Source organism: Mycoplana dimorpha, assembly GCF_003046475.1.
Taxonomy (GTDB): Bacteria; Pseudomonadota; Alphaproteobacteria; order Rhizobiales; family Rhizobiaceae; genus Mycoplana; species Mycoplana dimorpha.
The window spans coordinates 378,781-397,974 of the sequence record NZ_PZZZ01000005.1; the positions used below are offsets into that span (position 1 = coordinate 378,781).

Annotated in this window: 20 protein-coding genes and 1 tRNA gene; 9 read left to right on the forward strand and 12 right to left on the reverse strand. The window is 63.1% G+C overall.

Annotation, left to right across the window (positions count from 1 at the left end; translation table 11 throughout):
* Nucleotides 1-71 precede the first annotated feature (71 nt).
* From C7449_RS14635 to C7449_RS14645, 3 genes are all read right to left on the reverse strand, one after another.
* On the reverse strand, nt 72-1,253 hold the full coding sequence (locus tag C7449_RS14635) for a phosphoserine transaminase (RefSeq protein ID WP_108003598.1): 1,182 nt from the start codon (nt 1,251-1,253) through the stop codon (nt 72-74).
* 900 nt (nt 1,254-2,153) lie between these two features.
* The gene (gene rpoH, locus C7449_RS14640; protein WP_108003600.1) at nt 2,154-3,059 is read right to left on the reverse strand and encodes an RNA polymerase sigma factor RpoH; all 906 of its coding nucleotides are present in this window, start codon (nt 3,057-3,059) and stop codon (nt 2,154-2,156) included.
* Between the two features lie 395 nt (nt 3,060-3,454).
* On the reverse strand, nt 3,455-4,483 hold the full coding sequence (locus C7449_RS14645) for an RluA family pseudouridine synthase (RefSeq protein ID WP_108003602.1): 1,029 nt from the start codon (nt 4,481-4,483) through the stop codon (nt 3,455-3,457).
* A 37-nt stretch (nt 4,484-4,520) separates the two neighbouring features.
* Here C7449_RS14645 and C7449_RS14650 point away from each other — a divergent pair, with 37 nt between their 5' ends.
* A complete protein-coding gene (locus C7449_RS14650; RefSeq protein ID WP_108003604.1) occupies nt 4,521-4,904 on the forward strand; it encodes a hypothetical protein in 384 nt (127 codons plus the stop codon).
* Nucleotides 4,905-4,911: 7 nt separating this feature from the next.
* Entirely contained in the window at nt 4,912-5,742 is an 831-nt protein-coding gene (locus tag C7449_RS14655; protein WP_170115897.1) for a TrmH family RNA methyltransferase, read from the forward strand.
* Between the two features lie 70 nt (nt 5,743-5,812).
* Here the strand turns inward: C7449_RS14655 and C7449_RS14660 are convergent, their stop codons facing one another.
* Nucleotides 5,813-6,982, reverse strand: a complete 1,170-nt coding sequence (locus C7449_RS14660) for a coiled-coil domain-containing protein (protein WP_108003606.1) — start codon at nt 6,980-6,982, stop codon at nt 5,813-5,815.
* A 136-nt stretch (nt 6,983-7,118) separates the two neighbouring features.
* Nucleotides 7,119-7,670 carry a DUF1134 domain-containing protein gene (locus C7449_RS14665; RefSeq protein ID WP_245414401.1) on the reverse strand — a complete coding sequence of 184 codons (552 nt, stop codon included), beginning with the start codon at nt 7,668-7,670 and terminating at the stop codon, nt 7,119-7,121.
* Between the two features lie 244 nt (nt 7,671-7,914).
* On the opposite strand from C7449_RS14665, the gene chpT reads away from it, so the two are divergent.
* Together chpT and C7449_RS14675 are read left to right on the forward strand one after the other, a co-directional pair.
* Nucleotides 7,915-8,565, forward strand: coding sequence for a histidine phosphotransferase ChpT (chpT, locus tag C7449_RS14670; protein WP_170115898.1), 651 nt, complete (start codon nt 7,915-7,917; stop codon nt 8,563-8,565).
* 103 nt (nt 8,566-8,668) lie between these two features.
* The gene (locus C7449_RS14675) at nt 8,669-9,031 is read left to right on the forward strand and encodes a response regulator (RefSeq protein WP_108003611.1); all 363 of its coding nucleotides are present in this window, start codon (nt 8,669-8,671) and stop codon (nt 9,029-9,031) included.
* A gap of 221 nt (nt 9,032-9,252) precedes the next feature.
* Here C7449_RS14675 and ctrA read toward each other — a convergent pair whose 3' ends face one another.
* Nucleotides 9,253-9,954 carry a response regulator transcription factor CtrA gene (gene ctrA / locus C7449_RS14680; RefSeq protein WP_108003612.1) on the reverse strand — a complete coding sequence of 234 codons (702 nt, stop codon included), beginning with the start codon at nt 9,952-9,954 and terminating at the stop codon, nt 9,253-9,255.
* A 523-nt stretch (nt 9,955-10,477) separates the two neighbouring features.
* Between ctrA and C7449_RS14685 the strand changes: the two genes are divergently transcribed.
* Nucleotides 10,478-10,828, forward strand: coding sequence for a flagellar export protein FliJ (locus tag C7449_RS14685; RefSeq protein ID WP_108003614.1), 351 nt, complete (start codon nt 10,478-10,480; stop codon nt 10,826-10,828).
* 152 nt (nt 10,829-10,980) lie between these two features.
* Here the strand turns inward: C7449_RS14685 and C7449_RS14690 are convergent, their stop codons facing one another.
* A complete protein-coding gene (locus C7449_RS14690; RefSeq protein ID WP_108003667.1) occupies nt 10,981-11,262 on the reverse strand; it encodes a GNAT family N-acetyltransferase in 282 nt (93 codons plus the stop codon).
* A gap of 100 nt (nt 11,263-11,362) precedes the next feature.
* Here C7449_RS14690 and C7449_RS14695 point away from each other — a divergent pair, with 100 nt between their 5' ends.
* A complete protein-coding gene (locus C7449_RS14695) occupies nt 11,363-11,842 on the forward strand; it encodes a paraquat-inducible protein A (RefSeq protein ID WP_245414392.1) in 480 nt (159 codons plus the stop codon).
* 32 nt (nt 11,843-11,874) lie between these two features.
* On the opposite strand, the gene sciP is transcribed toward C7449_RS14695, so the two are convergent.
* Entirely contained in the window at nt 11,875-12,150 is a 276-nt protein-coding gene (gene sciP / locus C7449_RS14700; RefSeq protein WP_007769470.1) for a CtrA inhibitor SciP, read from the reverse strand.
* Nucleotides 12,151-12,448: 298 nt separating this feature from the next.
* Between sciP and C7449_RS14705 the strand changes: the two genes are divergently transcribed.
* The 3 genes from C7449_RS14705 (at nt 12,449) to C7449_RS14715 (ending at nt 14,882) form a co-directional block, all read left to right on the forward strand.
* On the forward strand, nt 12,449-13,198 hold the full coding sequence (locus C7449_RS14705) for a helix-turn-helix transcriptional regulator (protein ID WP_108003616.1): 750 nt from the start codon (nt 12,449-12,451) through the stop codon (nt 13,196-13,198).
* A gap of 273 nt (nt 13,199-13,471) precedes the next feature.
* Nucleotides 13,472-14,668 (forward strand): tRNA 2-thiouridine(34) synthase MnmA, encoded by a 1,197-nt coding sequence (mnmA, locus tag C7449_RS14710; RefSeq protein WP_108003618.1) that lies wholly within the window; start codon nt 13,472-13,474, stop codon nt 14,666-14,668.
* 137 nt (nt 14,669-14,805) lie between these two features.
* Nucleotides 14,806-14,882, forward strand: a tRNA-Met gene (locus C7449_RS14715).
* On the opposite strand, the gene C7449_RS22460 is transcribed toward C7449_RS14715, so the two are convergent.
* From C7449_RS22460 to C7449_RS21595, 4 genes are all read right to left on the reverse strand, one after another.
* Nucleotides 14,839-16,464, reverse strand: coding sequence for a recombinase family protein (locus C7449_RS22460; protein WP_374828203.1), 1,626 nt, complete (start codon nt 16,462-16,464; stop codon nt 14,839-14,841). The two genes, C7449_RS14715 and C7449_RS22460, sit on opposite strands and share 44 nt — an antisense overlap.
* Before the next feature lie 10 nt (nt 16,465-16,474).
* Nucleotides 16,475-16,717 carry a hypothetical protein gene (locus tag C7449_RS14730; RefSeq protein WP_108003619.1) on the reverse strand — a complete coding sequence of 81 codons (243 nt, stop codon included), beginning with the start codon at nt 16,715-16,717 and terminating at the stop codon, nt 16,475-16,477.
* A 253-nt stretch (nt 16,718-16,970) separates the two neighbouring features.
* Nucleotides 16,971-18,692: a relaxase/mobilization nuclease domain-containing protein gene (locus tag C7449_RS21590; protein WP_146165090.1), complete on the reverse strand. Its 1,722-nt coding sequence runs from the start codon at nt 18,690-18,692 to the stop codon at nt 16,971-16,973.
* Complete coding sequence (locus tag C7449_RS21595; RefSeq protein ID WP_146165091.1) at nt 18,683-18,973, reverse strand: hypothetical protein; 291 nt, start codon at nt 18,971-18,973, stop codon at nt 18,683-18,685. Before C7449_RS21595 ends, C7449_RS21590 begins: the two co-directional genes overlap by 10 nt.
* Nucleotides 18,974-19,194 lie beyond the last annotated feature (221 nt).

A 19,194-nucleotide genomic window follows, 5' to 3' on the forward strand; every position in this document is an offset into this window, starting at 1 on the left:
GCCTCCTTCATTCGTGCGATAGGAATTTGGGATCGGGGTGGCCTCGCCCGAGGGCGGGGCCGGGAGCGCAATCAGGCCGCAGCCTTGGAAAGCGATGCCTTCTGGGTCTCGTAGGCCCAGGCCAGCCAGGGCAGGAGCGCCTCGATGTCGGCGGTATCGATCGTCGCACCCGCCCAGATGCGAAGGCCGGAGGGCGCGTCGCGATAGGCGCCGATGTCATAGGCGACGCCTTCCTTCTCGAGTAGGGCGACGATGCCCTTGGCGAAGGCAGCTTGCGCGTCGGCGTCGAGCGCCAGCACGTCCCTATCGGCGATGGTCAGGCAGACGGAGGTGTTGGAGCGGGTCGCCCGAACCTTGGCGAGGTTTTCGATCCAGTCGTTCTGCTCGACGAAATCGAAGATCGCCTGAGCATTGGCGTCGGCCCGCGCCATCAGCGCCTTCAGGCCGCCGATCTGCTTGGCCCAGAGCAGGGCGTCGATGTAATCCTCGACGCAGAGCATCGACGGCGTGTTGATCGTCTCGCCCTGGAAGATGCCCTCGATCAGCTTGCCGGCCTTGGTCATGCGGAAGATCTTCGGCAGCGGCCAGGCCGGCGTGTAGCTCTCCAGCCGTTCGACGGCGCGGGGCGACAGGATGACGACGCCGTGGCCGCCTTCGCCGCCGAGAACCTTCTGCCAGGAGAAGGTGGTGACGTCGAGCTTGGCGAAATCGAGGTTCTGCGCAAACGCGGCCGAGGTCGCGTCGCAGATCGTCAGGCCCTGGCGGTCGGCCGGAATGAAGTCTGCATTCGGCAGGCGCACGCCAGAGGTGGTGCCGTTCCAGGTGAAGACCACGTCGCGGTCGAAATCGACGGCGGAAAGGTCGGGAAGCTCGCCATAGGCGGCCTCGATTTTGCGGACATCGGCGAGCTTGAGCTGCTTGACCACGTCGGTGACCCAGCCGGCGCCGAAGCTTTCCCAGGCGAGCATGTCGACGCCGCGGGCGCCGAGCAGCGACCAGAGCGCCATTTCGACGGCGCCGGTGTCGGAAGCGGGCACGATGCCGATGCGGTAATCGGCCGGCACTTCGAGGATTTCACGGGTAAGGTCGATGGCCTGCTTCAGCTTGGCCTTGCCGATCTTGGCGCGGTGCGAGCGACCGAGCGGAGCATCAGCAAGGGCTTCGAGCGACCAGTTCGGGCGCTTCGAGCAGGGGCCAGAAGAGAAATGGGTATTGTTCGGACGCACGTCCGGCGGGGTGACGGTCTTCGTCATGATGGCTATCCTTCCAGATAGAAAGCCCTTCGTTGGGGAAGGGTGTCCCGCCGCCGCAAGTATGGGAGCGGTCATCCGGTGTCAAGCCGCTTGTGTCGCGTCCGGGAAATTTTGCGACGCAAAGGAAACGGCGCGTGGGGCCGTCCCCGGGGGCGCATCGAGGTACCGTCGTGGCAATCCCCAGCTCTCATCATTCCTGGAATGAATCCGGAGCCCAACCGCGCCGCAACTGCGGTGCGAGAGAGTCCGTGGGAGCCGGCGCCGATCCTTGACGCTGACGACGGCTATCACATCTCCGTCATGCCGGACCTGATCCGGCATCCAGGGCGCGATGTCATCGCGCAGAATGCGTTTCTCATCTTCAGTAGAGTCATTCACCGCGCGGACGCGCGGTGGCTGGATCCCGGATCAAGTCCGGGATGGCGGGAGGGAGGGGGCGCCGTGGGTTGGCTACCGCCCCGGCCGGCCCGTCTTGCCCTTCGCCTTGGCCTTGCGCGCCTGTTCGGCCGCTCCTCGTATGGGCCTACGCCGATCTTGCCGCGCGCGACGGCGATTACATGCTTCGCGTACTCAGGTTGGGCCGTTAATGACGCCTCAGTCGCTTGGCAAAGGAGTCTCCCGCGCGATGGACATCGCGCGCTGGATGCCGGATCAAGTCCGGCATGACGGGAGAGTTGGGGTGTCGGCGCGTCGGCCCGCTACCGACCCGGGCGGGCCGTATTGCCCTTCATCCTAGCCTTGCGCGCCTGTTCGGTCGGGTCCTCGTAGGAGCCAGCGCCGATCTTGCCGCGGCGTGGGTCATCCGCGCCGTGATAGTATTGATCGTGCCAGTTGGGTCAGAAGCTGCGCACTTTCGAACCACATGCATCGCGCCTTCGAACCACCTGCATCGTGGCCGTATCAGGCCTGCTCGATTACGCGCAGCGACTTGGCCTGTTCGGCGGCGAGCTTCTGGACGGCGTCCTGCACCTTTTCGAAGGCGCGCACCTCAATCTGGCGCACGCGCTCGCGGCTGATGTCGAACTCGGTGGAGAGCTCTTCCAGCGTGACCGGATCCTCGGAAAGGCGGCGGGCGGAGAAGATGCGCTTTTCGCGGTCGTTCAGGTTGCCCATGGCGCGTGCCAGCATGGCCCGGCGGGTTTCCAGCTCGTCCTGTTCGATCAGCGTTTCTTCCTGGCTGTCGCGGTCGTCCACCAGCCAGTCCTGCCACTGGCCGGAATCGCCTTCGCTCGCCTTGATCGGTGCGTTCAGCGAGGCGTCGCCGGAGAGGCGCTGATTCATCGACACGACCTCGGCCTCCGAGACCTGCAGCTTGTTGGCGATCTCGGCAACCTGGTCGGGCCGCAAATCGCCCTCCTCGATCGCCTGGATCTTGCTCTTCATCCGGCGCAGGTTGAAGAACAGCCGCTTCTGGTTGGCGGTGGTGCCCATCTTCACCAGCGACCAGGAGCGCAGGATGTATTCCTGGATCGCCGCCTTGATCCACCACATGGCATAGGTGGCGAGGCGGAAGCCGCGCTCGGGGTCGAACTTCTTGACCGCCTGCATCAGGCCGACATTGCCCTCTGAGATGACCTCGCCGATCGGCAGGCCGTAGCCGCGATAGCCCATGGCGATCTTGGCGACCAGACGCAGATGGCTCGTCACCAGCTGATGGGCGGCATTGCGGTCGTCATGTTCCTGGTAACGCTTGGCGAGCATGTATTCCTGCTGCGGCTCAAGCATCGGGAACTTGCGGATTTCGTCGAGATAGCGGTTGAGACCGCCTTCACCGGCCGTGACGGATGGCAATGTATTGCGGGCCATAGAGCACCCCCTTCCTTGATGCGGCTTCCTCCTGAGGCAAGCCTTGCGCGGAGCAGAACCGATCCCGTTGGCGACCATGCTCCGGGGCGGGATTTCGGACCCACCAACATGCAAGATAGGTATGGCGAAACAATGGTTCAAGCACCGGTGGTTTCACGATCGGGTGAAAACCGGAAGGTTTGTGCGGGCTGTGCGGACAGATGAATATTTTGTACCGGCACCGCGGATTTTCAAGGCTTTTCCGTCCTTCCTGCGCTGTGTGTACCATGACGACGATGGACCTCCAGCGCGCCTGCTCGCCTTCGCGCCTGGCCTGCTCGAGATCGCTGCCGGTGAGTATGCGCACGTTCGGATCGGCTGCGGCGCCGGCTGCCGGCGCGGACCGGCGCGGCCGCTCAGTCGATCGCCCGCAGCGCGTCCAGCAGCGCTTCGAGATCGTCGGGAGCGGGCGCCTCGAAATGCATGACCTCGCCGGTCGAGGGATGCTCGAACTGCAGCATGAAGGCATGCAGGGCCTGGCGGCGGAAGCCGTTGACGGCGGCGCGCGCCTGCTCCGGAAGCCGGTTGGCCTTGGTCCTGAAGGCGCCGCCATATTCCGGGTCGCCGATCAGCGGGTGGCCGATATGGGCCATGTGCACGCGGATCTGGTGGGTGCGGCCGGTTTCCAGGTGGCATTCGACGAGCGAGGCGAGGCAGGTCGCGTCAGCCATTTCGCCATAGCGCTCCACCACTTCGTAATGGGTGATCGCCTCGCGCGCGTCCTCGCTATCCTCACGCTTCACGGCGCGCCTGGTGCGGTCGCCGGCGCGGCCGAGGGGGGCGTCGATTGTGCCGCGCAGCTGCCGCGGCCGCCCCCAGACGACGGCCCGGTAGGCGCGCTCCAGCGGCCCGCTGCGGCCATGATCGGCGAACTGCGCGGAGAGATGGCGGTGGGCGGCGTCGTTCTTGGCGACGACCATGACGCCGCTCGTCTCCTTGTCGAGCCGGTGCACGATGCCGGGGCGGCGCACGCCGCCGATGCCGGAAAGGCTCGTGCCGCAGTGGTGGATCAGCGCGTTGACGAGCGTGCCCGTCCAGTTGCCGGCGGCCGGATGCACGACCAGACCGGCGGGCTTGACGAGGACGATCAGGTCATCGTCCTCGTGGAGAACCTCGAGGGGAATGTCCTCGCCCTTCGGTTCCGGGTCTTCGGGCTCGGGAAGATGGAATTCGATCGCGTCGCCCGGGCGCACCTTGCGGCTCGGGTCGGCGACGGTGACCCCGTTGACGACCATTGCGCCCTGCTCGATCAGTGCCTTGATGCGGCTGCGCGAAAACGCCCCGCCCAGGGCCGCGACGAGCCACGCGTCGATCCGTCCTGCGGCGTCCTCGCCGGCGGTCAGCACTTTCCTTGTGTCGTCGGCTTCGTTAAAGGGGGCGTTCATTCAAAGATTGTCCTGCCTGTCGGAGACGCTACCGCTTATGTCCAATTTCGAAACGGATGAACTGGAAGAAAAGCCGCTCGATCCGGCGATGGAGAACGTCCGGCGCAAGATGGTTCGCCTGCAGCTCGTCTCCGGTGGGATCATGCTCGTCATGTTCATGGCGGTGCTCGGAGCCATTGTCTATAAGGTGACGCGGACGGATGGCAAGCCCGAAACCCGGGCCGTCGCGCTCTCGGTGCCGAGCGATGCACCGCTGACCGCATCGGTTGCCCTGCCGGACGGCTTCTCCGTCTCCTCGGTCTCGCAGTCGGACGGCCAGATCCTGTTTTACGGAACGCTGGCGGACGGCGGCCGCAAGGCGATCCTGTTCGACATCGTCGCAGGCCGGATCGTCGCCGACGTCGACGTCAACGGACGGTAGCATCGCCGTGGCGGGCGCCCCGATCCGGATCAGCGACGGCGACGATCCGCGCGTCGCGGCCTTCCGTTCGATCCGCGAGCGCGACCTGGTCGGGCGCGAGGGGCGGTTCGTCGCCGAGGGGACGGTGGTGTTGCGCATGCTGGCGGCGGCGCATGCGCGACCGTCCGGCTTTCGCGCCGAGGCGATCCTGATCCTGGAGAACCGGCTCGGCGGACTTCACGAAATATTGGCCGGCTTTCCGGCCGATGTGCCGGTCTACGTGGCCGACCGGGCGGTGTTAAACCTGATCGCCGGCTTCGACATGCACCGTGGCGTGCTCGCCATCGGCCGCCGCGCCGAGGCGCCGGATGCGGATGCACTGATCGCCGCGTTGCCGGCGCACAGCCTGGTGCTCGCCGCCTGCGGCATCTCCAATCACGACAACATGGGGGCGCTGTTCCGCAACGCCGCCGCCTTCGGCGCCGATGCGGTGCTGCTCGACGCCACCTGCTGCGATCCGCTCTACCGCAAGGCGATCCGTGTCTCGGTCGGCGCCGTCCTCGGGGTGCCCTTTGCACGGGGCGGCGATGCGCAGGCGTTGCTGGGCGGGCTGACCCGGGCCGGCTTCGCCGTGTGGGCGCTGTCGCCCCGGGGCGAGACGGCGATCGCCCAGATCGCGCCGTCGGATCGGCTGGCGCTGGTGGCGGGGACCGAAGGCGAGGGGCTTCCGCCGGATATCCTGTCGCGCTTCCATACGGCGCGCATTCCGCAGAAGGCGGGGCTCGACAGCCTGAACGTCGCCACCGCAAGCGGCATCGCGCTCTACCAGATGGCGCTTCTCACCGGCCGCATCGGCTGAGGATGGTCGGGCACTTCCGTTAACACTGCGCTCGTGACCCTGGCGGGATTGCTCCAGGGCGGCGGCGAGGTCACTCCTGCGGCGGCAGCAGATTCTTGGCCCGCTGCGCAAGGCTGATCCGGTTGGGATCCGTTCCCGCGCCAGCCTGGTCGAGCAGGCTGCGGATCGGCGAGGCGGCGCCTTCGCGCGCATCCGTCACCACGATCATGCGGGCGGCAAGGTCGGCGATCTCCTCGCGCAACTCGGCGTCCGCCTGTGGCGAGGCGGGCTGCGAAAGGCGTTGCGCGACGGCCGCGCCTCGGTCGCGCACGTCGGCCTCGAGCGCCGGAATGTCCATGCCGTTTGCGCTGGTCATCGGCTGGGCTCCATTTCCATTGGTGAACTCGATTCGTGGCGCCTCGGGCAGGGCGGCCAGCAGCGGCCTTGCCTCGGTCGGCCGGGACGGACGTGCCGGCGTCCTGGCATTGACCGGAATGCCCTTCAACTTATCGCGCAGCCGGCCGATCTCGGCGGCGCGGCGTTCCAGGGTGGCGTCCTTGGCGGCGCTGTTGCTGATCTCGCGCGACAGCTTGGCCTCCAGCTGACGCGCGCGCCCTTCCTCGCGCGAAAGCTTCAGGGTGGTTTCCTTCAGGTTGCCCTGGGCGGCACGCAGGCCGTCGAGCAGCTTCTCACGCTCGTGGCGCAGCGCCAAGAGACGGCTCTTGAGGTTTTCGACCTCCGTCTCGCTGGCGGCGAGCGCGATCATGCCGTCGTTGAGCTCGCTCTGAAGAAGCTCGCGATTGGCGTTCAGAGCCTCGATCTCGCGCTTCTTCTGGAGGACCTCGCGCTCGGCCGCTTCCAATTGCGCCTTGAGCTGGGCGAACCTGTCGCCCTCGTGCCGCAGCGTCGAGCGAAGGTCGCCGGCGCCGACATTCATATCCTCGATCTCGGCCTTGAGATCGGCGTTGTCGGCGGCAAGCCGGCTCACGTCGCGCTTCAGCGCTTCGTTCTTGACCGCCAACTGCGTCGACTTCTCGCGCTCACGCACCAGTTTCTGGGAGATCCGGGCGTTCTCGGCGGCGAAGGCGGCGCGCGCCATGTCGGTCTGGGCGCGCACCTCCTGGGGGCTCAGCGGCATGGTGGCCTTCAGGCGGTTCTCGGTATAGGCGACGATGCGGCGCTGGATCGCCGGTGCGACGAGCAGGCCGGCGAGCGTGGCCGCCAGGAAACCGAGGGCAAACAGCAGTGCATATTCAATCACGACGCCAGTCCCGCCTTCAGTCCCGTTGTCCAGCCGTTTCGAGCTCGCACTATAGCCGACGGGGCCCTGTTGGACAGAGCCCCGCAAATAAATTCGGTAACGCTGGTAAATCGCCGGATCAGCGGCCGGTGTGAACTCAGAACGGGTTCCAGGTGGGGCCGCGGGTCAGCTTGAGGTAGCCGGCACTGATACCGAGGCGCGCGCCGACACCGGTGCGGATCGGCACGACCACCATGTTCTGCTGGGTCAGCACCGTCATGCCGACGCCGGCGACCACGTAGGCGGAGCCGGAGACGCCGGCGAAGCGGGTGTAGAGTGCGTTCACGTCGGGGAGGTTATAAACGAGCATCATCGTGCGGCTGCCCTGGCCGCCCCAGTCGAGGCCGAGCGACGGGCCCTGCCAGAACACCGGATGGTTGCCGGCGTTCTTCGTGCTCATCTCGCCCTCGCCATAGGTGAGGCCGGCGACGAAGGCGCCCGACCCCTCCTGGCCGAGGATGTAGCCGTTCGGCAGGCCGTAGGATTCGAAGGCCCGCTCGATCACCTTGGCGAGGCCGCCGGTGGTGGAGCCGAAGAAGCCGTGGCCGGCGTCGACGATCTCCTGCAGCGTGTATTGCGAGCCGGCGGTGCTCTGCGCATGCGCGCTGCCGGCGCCGACGGCGGCGAGAACCGCGCCGAAGAGCACCATCCTCCTGGTCAAAGTGGAAGCATCCATGTCTCTTTCCCTGTCGTGGTCAGGACCTGTCATGGATGGCAATTTGACCTTATCGTGTTAACAATCGGTTTACCAACTGTGGTGTCTTTATGACCGACATTCAGTTGACCCTGCTACGCGCAATTTTTGCGTGTTAAGCGTCGATCGATGAAATCTGCCCGTCCGCCGGTCGCACGCCGCACCGCTGCCGGATGCAAGGCTTTGTGGAGACCTCCTGATGGCGAAGAACCCGAACCTTACGTTGAGCGGCCCGGACCTGGCGGCACTGCTGTGCAGCCGCGTCTGCCACGATGTCATTTCTCCGGTCGGCGCGATCAGCAACGGCCTGGAACTGCTCGACGAAGGCGGCGCGGACGCGGACGCCATGGACCTGATTCGCACCAGCGCGCTGAACGCTTCGGTGCGTTTGAAGTTCGCCCGCCTTGCCTTTGGCGCCTCGGGCTCGGTCGGCGCCTCGATCGATACGGGCGAGGCGGAGAAGGCCGTGCGCGATTTCGCCGCCGCCGAAAAGAAGACGGAGATCACCTGGAACGGTCCGCGGGCGATCATCGCCAAGAACCGCGTCAAGCTGCTGTTGAACCTGTTCCTCGTCGCCTATGGCGCCATCCCGCGCGGCGGCTCCATCGAGGTCACCCTGGCGCGGCCGGAGCTCGACGCGGAGTTCCGCCTTACCGCCCGCGGGCGAATGCTGCGGGTGCCGCCGAAATTCCTGGAAATGCTGTCCGGGCAACCCGAGGAAGCCGTCGACGCCCACACCATCCAGCCCTATTACACGGTGCTGCTCGCCGAGGAGGCGGGGATGGAACTGGAAATCCTTCCATCCGCCGAGGAAATCACCTTCGTGGCGCGGATTCCCGCCGCGGCGTGACGGTGCCGACCGACGGCGGCGCGGTAACCATTTGTTTGCCAGCCAAGGCTACACTTGCTTCATATTTTGGCCGCTCGGACGAGCGGGGAAATTGGAGCAGGCTATGCGGCGCATCATGATTGCGGACGGATCAGACGTCGTCCGCAAGGTTGGGAAACGGATACTCTCGGGTCTCGACTATCTGGTGCTGGAAGCGTCCAACTCGCTTGAGGCGCTGGTCCGCTGCGAGGCGGAGCTTCCGAACGTCATCATCGTCGACGCCACCATGGACGGCGCGCTCGAACTGATCGGCAACATCCGCATGCTGCCGAACGGCGACACGGTCCGCATCTTCTACTGCGTCGTTGAAGCCGACCTGCGGAAGATGATGATGGGCAAGCGCGCCGGCGCCGACGACTTCCTCCTCAAGCCCTTCGACCGCAAAATTCTCACCACCGTCTTCGCCAACCTGTCGATCGCGGCTTAACGCAGCGACCTGACGTTCTGGCAACCCCGGACGCGGCGCGCCTTGCGCGGCCGTCTCTCGAGGCATGTCTACGAAAGTGTGCAGCGGCGGCGTCGGTGGAAGGAAGAGCTTCGCCGTCGGGGCCGGCCTTGCCGGCGAGGGCGGGCGCCTGGGTCACCCGCATAAAGCAAAAAACCCGCCGAAAAGGCGGGTTCGATGCGGTACTATCGGGTCTGGCAGGATCAGGCGATCTCGGCGAGCTCGCCGCCTTCGGGCTCGCGCAGCACGTAGCCGCGGCCCCAGACCGTCTCGATGTAGTTGGCGCCGCCGGCGGCATTGGCCAGTTTCTTGCGCAGCTTGCAGATGAAGACGTCGATGATCTTCAGTTCCGGCTCGTCCATGCCGCCATAGAGGTGGTTGAGGAACATCTCCTTGGTCAGCGTCGTGCCCTTGCGCAGCGACAGCAGCTCCAGCATCTGGTATTCCTTGCCGGTCAGGTGCACGCGCTGGCCGCCGACCTCGACGGTCTTGGCATCCAGGTTGACGATCAGTTCACCAGTGGTGATGACCGACTGGGCATGGCCCTTGGAACGGCGGACGATGGCGTGGATGCGGGCAACGAGCTCGTCCTTGTGGAAGGGCTTCGTCATGTAGTCGTCGGCGCCGAAGCCGAGGCCGCGCACCTTGTCCTCGATGCCGGCCATGCCCGACAGAATGAGGATCGGCGTCTTCACCTTGGCCAGGCGCAGCGTGCGCAGCACTTCGTAGCCCGACATGTCCGGCAGGTTCAGGTCGAGCAGGATGATGTCGTAGTCGTAGAGCTTGCCGAGATCGACACCCTCTTCGCCCAGATCAGTCGTGTAGACATTGAAACTTTCGGATTTGAGCATCAGCTCGATGCTCTGCGCCGTCGCGCTATCGTCTTCAATGAGTAGTACCCGCATGTCCCGTCCCCTTTTCCGCCGCTCAAGGTGTCCTGGCCCCTCTACGCGATACGGATCCAGTCGTTGCCTGATTTGGAGGCTGCCACCGAATGGTTAACAAATTCTGATTCATTTTGGCAAGATGGATCGGACTTGTTAAACATTTTTGGCAGAAGCCTGAAATTATGTAGAAATTTGAGAACGCAGTCCTTACGTCCAACGTGAAGAAACCGCGCTAACCGATTCTATGGACTCGTTATTACATGGCCTCCGGCATTTTCGGTTCGGTATTTACCGACCCTTAAATCATGCCACCTATGATTAACGATGCCCGTAAACGAAAGGTTACCAGCGGTAGGGTTTCATTAAGAACGTCGGATTTTTTCCGTAAGAGCCGAACCAATCTGCTGGAACACGGGTGAACGACCGCGTGCTTCGGCCCGGATGCCGGGCCAGGCATGCTGATGCTTTGTTGAAGGTGGGCGTGCGCGTCGCGTGCCGTCCGCCGTGTGCCGGGGTCTCGCTATCCACGGGAGTATTGCGTATGAAGTCACGTGAGAGCCTTGTTCGCCTGAAGGAATTCCAGGTGAAAGAGAAAAGGCGGCAGCTGGGCCAGTTGCAGATGATGATGGCCGAGTTCGAGCGGATGTCGAAGGAACTGGAAAACCAGATCGCCATCGAGGAGAAGAAGTCCGGCATCACCGATCCCGGTCATTTCGCCTATCCGACCTTTGCCAAGGCCGCCCGCCAGCGCGCCGACAACCTTCTCGTCTCGATCCGCGAGCTGAAGGTGCAGCAGGACGCCGCCGAACTGGCGCTGGAGGAGGTCGAGGCGGAATTTGCCAGGGCCGCGGCGCTGGAAGAGCGCGACAACGCGGTTCGCCTGCGCGCCTGAGCTGCTGCGGCCGACCGGAGCCGAAGGACCCCGCAGGACCGGCCGCGGCCGTGCCCTTGCGGGGACAGCCGTGCGTCCGGTGGCAGCCTTGCCGAAATGAATGTCTCCCTTAAGCAGGCCGTGAAGGCATTCACGGCCTGCCTTGCCGATCGTTACAGATCGACGACGTCGCTCCAGTCGGCATGCCGCATCGCCTGGGCCTTGAAGAAGGGGCAGAGCGGCAGGATCTTCCAGCCGCCGGCGCGGGCCTGCTCGACGGCATGGAGCGCCAGCGCCTGGCCGACGCCGCGGCCGCGCAGGGCGTCGGGAACGCCGGTATGGTCGATGATGACCAGCCGCGGCGAGGTCCGGGAATAGGTCATCTCCGCCTCGTGGCCGTCGACCGTTGCGCTGTAACGCCCGTGCGCGCCGTCTTCGCGGCTTTCAATCTTCATGCGGTCCTCCCTGGTGGCCGGCCTCCGGCGGCCCGGTGGCTGCAGCCGTTGCATCGCCGCGATCCGGCCGGGCTTCGTCTCTGTCTTGAAGATGCTATGGATGGCGTTCCGATTCAATGCGAGGCAATCGATGGTCCTGATCGTTCCCGTCCTGCTCGTCCTGTCGGCACTGTCGCTGGCCTTCGGGATGGTGCTGCCGCTCGTGCTGTTCGAAAAGCTCTACTTCTTCAGCGAGACACCGTCGCTGCTCGGCATCATCGCCGCGCTGTGGCTTGGGGACGACCGGTTGCTGGCGGCGCTCGTCGGCCTGCTGTCGGTGGTCTTTCCGGTGATCAAGCTGATCGGGGTGGCCTTCGAGGCGACGACGCGGCGGGGGGAGGGCGCCCATGACAAGCTGCTCGCCCGGCTGCTGCCGCTGCTCGCCCGCTGGTCGATGATGGATGTCATGCTGGTGGCGCTGGTGATCGTGGCGGCCAAGACCAGCGGCGTGGCAAGCGCCTTCACGCAGCCCGGGCTCTGGTTCTACGCGGCATCGGCGGTGATGACGAGCCTGCTGCAAATGCGATTGCGGCCGCATTGATGCGGCCGCGGAAGCTTGGCGGAGCGCGGCACTCAGTGCCGGTATTGCTGGATGCGCGTGGTGCGCAGGCCGGCGAGGCCATGGTCGTTGATGGAGGACTGCCAGGACAGGAACTCCTCGACGGTCAACGTATAGCGCTCGCAGGCTTCTTCCAGGCTCAACAGGCCGCCGCGGACAGCGGCCACGACTTCAGCCTTCCGGCGGATCACCCAGCGCCGGGTATTGGCCGGCGGCAGATCGGCGATCGTCAGGGGGCTGCCATCGGGGCCGATGACATACTTCACGCGGGGTCGGATCAATTCGGTCATAGGACTCTCTACTACACACAAGACCAGTGGCCCCACTGTAGTTTGCCACATTTAAGAATTGCCTAAGCCGCCCGTAACAATTCGCTAACAAATTGAGCAACTTCGCGGAACCGGTCGCGGCAACGGACATGCCGGCGATCGCCGGGGCCGGCCGGGCGGGCTTCTTTGGTGACCGCCAGATTTGGCTGTTTCCAAGCCGATCCCGCATCTGGTAGAGGGCGAACTGGACGCCGCGCCGACTGCCACCAGGCAAAGGCCCGTGCCTGAACGCACGGCAGGCGACAAACGGAAAGGCGCGATGAGAGACCCCGACAACCCATCGGTGCGGCCAGGCTGGTCGCCCGAGTTCCTCACCGAGGCGGCGCTGGGCAGCGTACAGACCGAATACGAGGTGCTGCAGCTGATGCGCCGCTGCGCCGACCATTTCGGCTTCAGCCACTTCCTCGTGACGCGCTTTCCCGACGCCGAGCGGCCGCGGCTTTCCGCCCGCCTGCTGGTCAGCAACTGGCCGGCCGAACTGGTGCGCCAGTACGACGCGCTCGAGGTGTTCCATCGCAGCCGGCTGGTGACGGAGGTGGCGCAGACCAAGCAGCCGGTGCGCGGCGACGCGCGGCTGCTGGCGCCGAAGGATCCGGGCGACGCCGCCGCGGCTGCAGCGGCGAAACTGACCGAGCAGCACGGGCTTGCCGCCTCGCTGGCCTTCCTGCTGCATTCGACCGGCGCCGAGCCGTTCATCGTCCTCTTCTCCGGCCGGCAGGCCGCGCTCGACCACGACGACACGGCGCGGCTCTATTTCGCCGCCGTGCAGCTGTTCGAGTGCCTGGAGCAGACCTTCGCCACCGGCACGGTGGCGCGCGAAAAGCTGTCCGGCCGCGAAATCGAATGCCTGCGCTGGGCCGCCGCCGGCAAGAGCAGCGACGAGATCGCCATCATTCTCGGCATCTCCCCCTATACCGTCAGCAGCTACTTCAAGACCGCGACGCGAAAACTCGGCGCCGTCAACCGCATGCAGGCGATCGCCTCGGCGATGCGGATGAAGCTGATCTGATCTCCGCCGGCCGCCGTTAGGCTGCAGGTGTGGCGCGAGGGACCATCGCGGGACGGTGAGCGCCTGCGGACGCAAAAAGGCCCCCCGAACCGGGGCTTCTCTTGCCGCGGCACCCGCAAGTTTCTATATGTGCGCCCGCGGCGCGCGCTATAGCCGGTGGTCGGGCGCATGCCGCGACGGGTCCTTGCCCGCCAGACCCATTGCCAGACCCATTGCCGAACCCATCGCCGGACCATTGCCAGAGCCACCGGCCAGAACCATCGGACGGATGCCGTGAACAGTCTCGATTTCGACAGGAAGCCAGAAGATACGCGCGTCGTCGTCGCCATGTCGGGCGGCGTGGATTCGTCCGTCGTCGCCGGGCTTCTGAAGCGCGAGGGCTACGACGTCCTCGGCATCACGCTGCAGCTCTACGACCATGGCGCCGCCGTGCACCGGGCCGGCTCCTGCTGCGCCGGCCAGGACATCGAGGACGCCCGGCGCGTCTGCGAGACGCTCGGCATCCCGCACTATGTGCTCGACTACGAGAAGCGCTTCCGCGAGACGGTGATCAACCCGTTCGCCGAAAGCTACGTGGCCGGCGAGACGCCGATCCCGTGCGTCGCCTGCAACCAGACCGTCAAGTTCGCAGACCTGCTTGCGACCGCCAGGGAGCTCGGCGCCGACGCGCTCGCCACCGGCCACTATATCCGCTCGCGGCCGAACCCGACGCCGCAGGATCCCGGCCGCCGCGCGCTCTACCGCCCGGTCGATGCCGAGCGCGACCAGAGCTATTTCCTGTTCGCCACCACCCAGGAGCAGATCGACTACCTGCGCTTTCCGCTCGGCCATCTTTCCAAGGCCGAGACGCGGGCGCTGGCCGAGGAGATGGGGCTGGTCGTCGCCAAGAAGGCCGACAGCCAGGACATCTGCTTCGTGCCGCAGGGCAAATATTCCGACATCGTCGCGAAGCTGAAGCCGAACGCCGCACTCGCCGGCGAGATCGTCCACATCGACGGCCGCGTGCTCGGCACCCATGAGGGCATCCTGCACTACACGATCGGCCAGCGGCGCGGCATCGGGATCGCCACCGGCGAGCCGCTCTATGTCGTCTATCTCGACGCGCGCTCGCGGCGGGTGATCGTCGGGCCGAAGGAGGCGCTGGAGACGCGCCGGCTCTACCTGCGCGACGTCAACTGGCTCGGCGACGGCGATCTCTTAGCGGTGGCGGCCGAGGGCTTTGCCTGCTTTGCGAAGGTGCGCTCGACCCGGCCGCCGCGTCCGGCCCGGCTGCACGCCGACGCCGGCGGCCTCTACGTCGAACTGGAAGAGGGCGAGGCCGGCGTGGCGCCGGGCCAGGCCTGCGCGCTCTATTCGGGCGAGGGTGCCGACGCCCGCGTCTTCGGCGGCGGCTTCGTCGCCCGTTCCGAGCGCGAGCAGGCCGCCGAAGCGGCGCTGAAGCGCATCCTGTCCACGCCCGCCGCCGCCTGAACCGCGCCGTTCCACAAGCCTTTGCGCGCTTGCGCGTTTTTGCCGGAAACGGCGCTTGACACTTCGGGACGGGGCACCTTATAAGCCGCCCGTCCCGAGCGGAAAACGCAGAAGCAACCGCGTTCTGCTCGTCCGGCGGCGGAGTAGCTCAGTAGGTTAGAGCAGAGGAATCATAATCCTTGTGTCGGGGGTTCGAATCCCTCCTCCGCTACCACTATTCCCCCCAACACAGGGCGTGTGGATGCTTCGACGAGAAGGCCGAGCAATCCTTCTATCTTTATGTCAGTTCCATCAACCGTCGGTGTGATCGTGATTTGGTCGATCAGGCGGCGAATTGCGTTGGCCGCTTCTAGGTTCTCGTCGGTGATCTGTACGGCGTAGATCTTGGAAATCTCGTCAACATAGCGTCGGAAACGCTCGATTGCTGCGGGATGCAGTGCCACTGTCTCGGGGACTGGAGGAAGTGCGGCTTTCGCTTCTTCTAGCGTCGCGATCTCAGCTTTGATTCTCGTCAAGCGCTCATTCGCAATGGAGCCATCGAAAAGCCCCGCATCATAGTCGCGCCAGATGCGCGCCTGCCGTTCATTGAGGTCAATGATCTGTTTGTCGACGATCTTGATCCTTTCAATGGTTTCCGCGGCTAGCCTCGTACGCTCTGAGTTGTAGGCCTTCAGAAGCTGCGCCATGGCATCTGTTTTCTGGAGTTGTTCTCGTAGACCCGAAAGTGCTGCGTCGACGATCTCATCCAGATAGTAGGCACTGGTGTTAGTGCAGGACCGCGATTCTTTCATGACAGAGCATTGGACACGAATTCGTCCCTTGCTCTTATCTTTCATGGACATTCCACCAATGCAGCAACCACATCTCAGAAGTCCCGAGAACAGAGTTTTGGCTCGGCGGTATTTTGACGGATGCTCATCGCTTGACTGGGGGAAAAGCTCCTGAACGCGTTGGAAGGTATCTACGTCGATGATTGCAAGTTCGGGGACTGGCACCGACACAATGTCTTCCGACTTGTTCACACGGCTAATCCGCTTCCCTGTCGATGGATTCCTGACCATTGCAAGGCGGTTCCATTTTCGTACACCGATGTAAATGGAATTGCGCAGAATACCAACCTGGCGGCTCTTTGAGCCGTTGATCGTAGAGGCGTTCCAACGTCCTCCCATGGGCGAGGGAGTTCCCTCCGCGTTCAGCTTTCCGGCGATGCCGCGTGGGGTCATTCCACCTAGCCGCTCTCGATATATGCGACGGACGATGTCGGCTTCGCCGACCCGTATGCCATGACCGTTGTCGATCTCCAGTTCACCAGGGGTAGAGGTTAGTCGATAGCCATATGGGCGGCTGCCCGTATTTTTACCTTCCCTGAGCCGGAGTTCCTGCCCACGCCTTACTGCGTGGGCTGTACTCTCTAGCTGGTTTCGCCCAACTAGCGCCATAATCGAAGCGGTGTTGCGGTCCACCTTTCCGCTCTGCGCTACTGAATGCAGCTCAATGCGATGGAAGACGAGCTGCTTGTGGATGAACGCCATATCGCCATCGTCGCGCGTCAACCTGTCTAGGTGATCGACCAGAAGAATGTCGATCTCCGCTGCATCAAGACCCTGAAGCAGCCGGGTTAGCCCCGGCCGATTCAGGATAGACGCGCCTGAGATTGCATGATCGCTATATCGCTGGACGATTTCGATCTCGTTTTTTGAGGCGTATTTGTCTTGCGACGCGATTTGCCCTTCTATCGATTGATCGGTGGAATCCTCATGCGAGTATCGCGAATATGCAAAAGCGCGTTTCTTCATTTTATTCCTTTCAATTTTTCAGGTGGTCGGTCCTGGCCAGCGCGTGACCCAAGCCGATTGCAATCTCCATAACCAGTCCTTTGACATCACCCTCGCCAAAAGATTTCGGAGAGCTGCGAAGGATGATCATGCTTTTGGCAGCGGCAAAGCGCGAAACCTGCTGCCCTATCTCAATGCTGTCGGCTACCACAGCCGCGTCTTTGTTCAGTCTTGTTGAAAGGCTGTTGCCTTTCGCGGGGAAATTATTTGACATTGAGTTTCCTCTCCCGCCGAGCTGACAGCCTACGTGACTGGGATGACCGCCAGCTCGACGGGGGAATTTAACTCACCTACCCAGTACGACCGGAGCGCTTGCAGACCAGCCTGCCTGCCTCCGGTGTAGAAATGCTGGTGCAGAAAAAGGGCTGTGGCAACAGAAAAATGAAAAAAAACAATCTACTAGGAATATTGACGCGGTTCACTAACGAAGTTCACTAAGCGTAGTGAGCTTCGTTAGTGAACTTCGGTCAGGCTTTAGGGAGAGGGGCTGAAATGTACGTGGCGGTAAGCTCGTCATCATCTTCAGCACATTTGAAGTCGATATTTTTCCGAGCTGTGCCGAGAATGAACTGTAGGCCGCCGTGCGCAGCTTCAGGATGGCTTCGCAGGATTGCATTCGCAGCCTCGATGATCCGAAGAGTGCTCTGGGCAGCTTTCTGCCGCCGAATGATGTCCTGGACTCGCGCGGCATATTCGTCCTTCGTTGCGCGTTCTTCTCTGCGCAGGGCGGACTGCGCGGCAGCCAAATTATGCTGCAAAGACCTCACTTCGGCGTCTACACTCGAAAGACGCTCTTTGAGTTGATGAACTCGGCCGCGACGCCGCGCGGCAATACCGACTAGGTGGTACCACCATCGAACCTTGGATGTCTTTAGAAGCTGTTCCGCGATATCCCAGCGTTGATTCGTGGCCGCGGTCAAATTGGCTTGAGCGGTCTGAATATTGTTCTTCGCCGTTTTCAATCTAGGTGGCCGAGAGAATTCAGGTATGGGGCGGCGCAGATCACGTAAGGCCTCCTCTTCCATCTGCCCCAGCTCAAACACGATGCTTTCAGCCGATGTAAGAGCCGAGGCGTTTGCGCGTCCAAGCATTTCCGACAGCGGTGCTCGTAACTTGTCCAACCCGATCAGGAGTGGCGTTGTGAGGTGCCGCCTTTGCGACTTGCCACCTGGTTGAGCCGCTGATGGAGGTGCTGAATGTCCAAACGAATCTGCTCTAAGGTGTCTAGAACCTTGCTCTGTATCTCGATAAGCATCTCTGCCCCGGTCATCTGATGACCTTCCTTGGGCTCCATCAATTGCCGGATGGCTCGTGTATCCCGCAGTATTGCCTGTTCTATCGAAACTGGTTGTGATGACATTGGTTTTCTCCATTAAACTGATAATCTCTGACTTTCTTCTTCGGGCTAGGCGGTGAAGTGCGCCCACGAGAACGCCGTCAGCATTATTGACGATCCAGGTTGCTGGCTTGCTGCCTGCTTCAATAGTCAGCCCGAAAGCAGCGAGGTCAGCGGCGAGTTCGGTTCGCGACATTGCTTTGGCGACCGCTTCCGCGACGAGATTGCGGGCGTTTGGTAAGTCTATGCCAAGACGCTTTTTCTCTTGATGCTGTGCGTGCGTGAATGCCTCTGGAGAAATCTCGGTAACCAATCCTGCTATTTGCTCAAGTTTGATCGCGATACATTCGTAACCGCGTTTGTGCAGGCCTTTGATGATCGATGCTGTGTGCTTGCCTGGGACGAATTTATGACCGAACCGATATTCACTCCAGCGGGCTACGAGTTCGTGGAGGATTCGGTCGAACGATGATTTCAGGACGCGGCCAGTGATGGGGTCGATCTCGCCAACGAGAATGTGCCAATGGACGTCGGCGGCATCACCCGTCGACCGCGCCTTTCGGTGCTCAACAACGACGGCCCGTGTCGGCTCGAACTTAAATTCGCGAGCGAGCATCTCGAGGACTTCAAGCATTTGCTGTCGGTCCATGGCCTCATGTGGCGCAACTACCCAGTGTCGCACGGAGTAGGTGGCTTTGTGGGCGACAGCGTCGGCGTGCATATCTCGAATATCGGCTGCCGTTCCGCGCAGAAAGCAAACCGCCTCATTGTCGCCTGCACACTGCAGATGTCGGATGAGGCGGGTTATGGTAGACCGCGAGCGAAAGCGCATTCCCTTGATGATCATCTGCATTCGATCAGTTCGCGGGCGGCAATACGCAGCTTGTTTACGCTTTCGCGCAAATTGCCGATGTCTATGGGCTTCGAGTCCATGACACCAAGCAGGGCATTGGCCGCATGTCGGACGTCGACGCATACACGTCGTTGACGTGTGCCGGGGATTTCGCCGCGCAAGACTTCAATGGCTGCTCGCCGCAGAATTGCTGACACAGATGTCTCGGTTTTCACTGCAAAACCTTCTATGCGGGCTTTTTCAGTTTCAGAAATTCTGAATCGTATCGATGAATCCTTCATATCTTTCCCTTGTCCTGGGGGTTCCATAGGGGGCTGAGGCCCCCTTGGCCTGCTGCGCGTGGTTACACGCGCATGGCTGGCAACCGCAGGTCACTCGTCACTTTGTACCTACAGATAAAGGATTGGCCGAATATCCACCGGCGGCAAGGCATTCGGGACAGCAGTATCCGCTACATCGTCGGGATGGCGATTTTCAAATACGTCGCTTGCACATTGGGTTT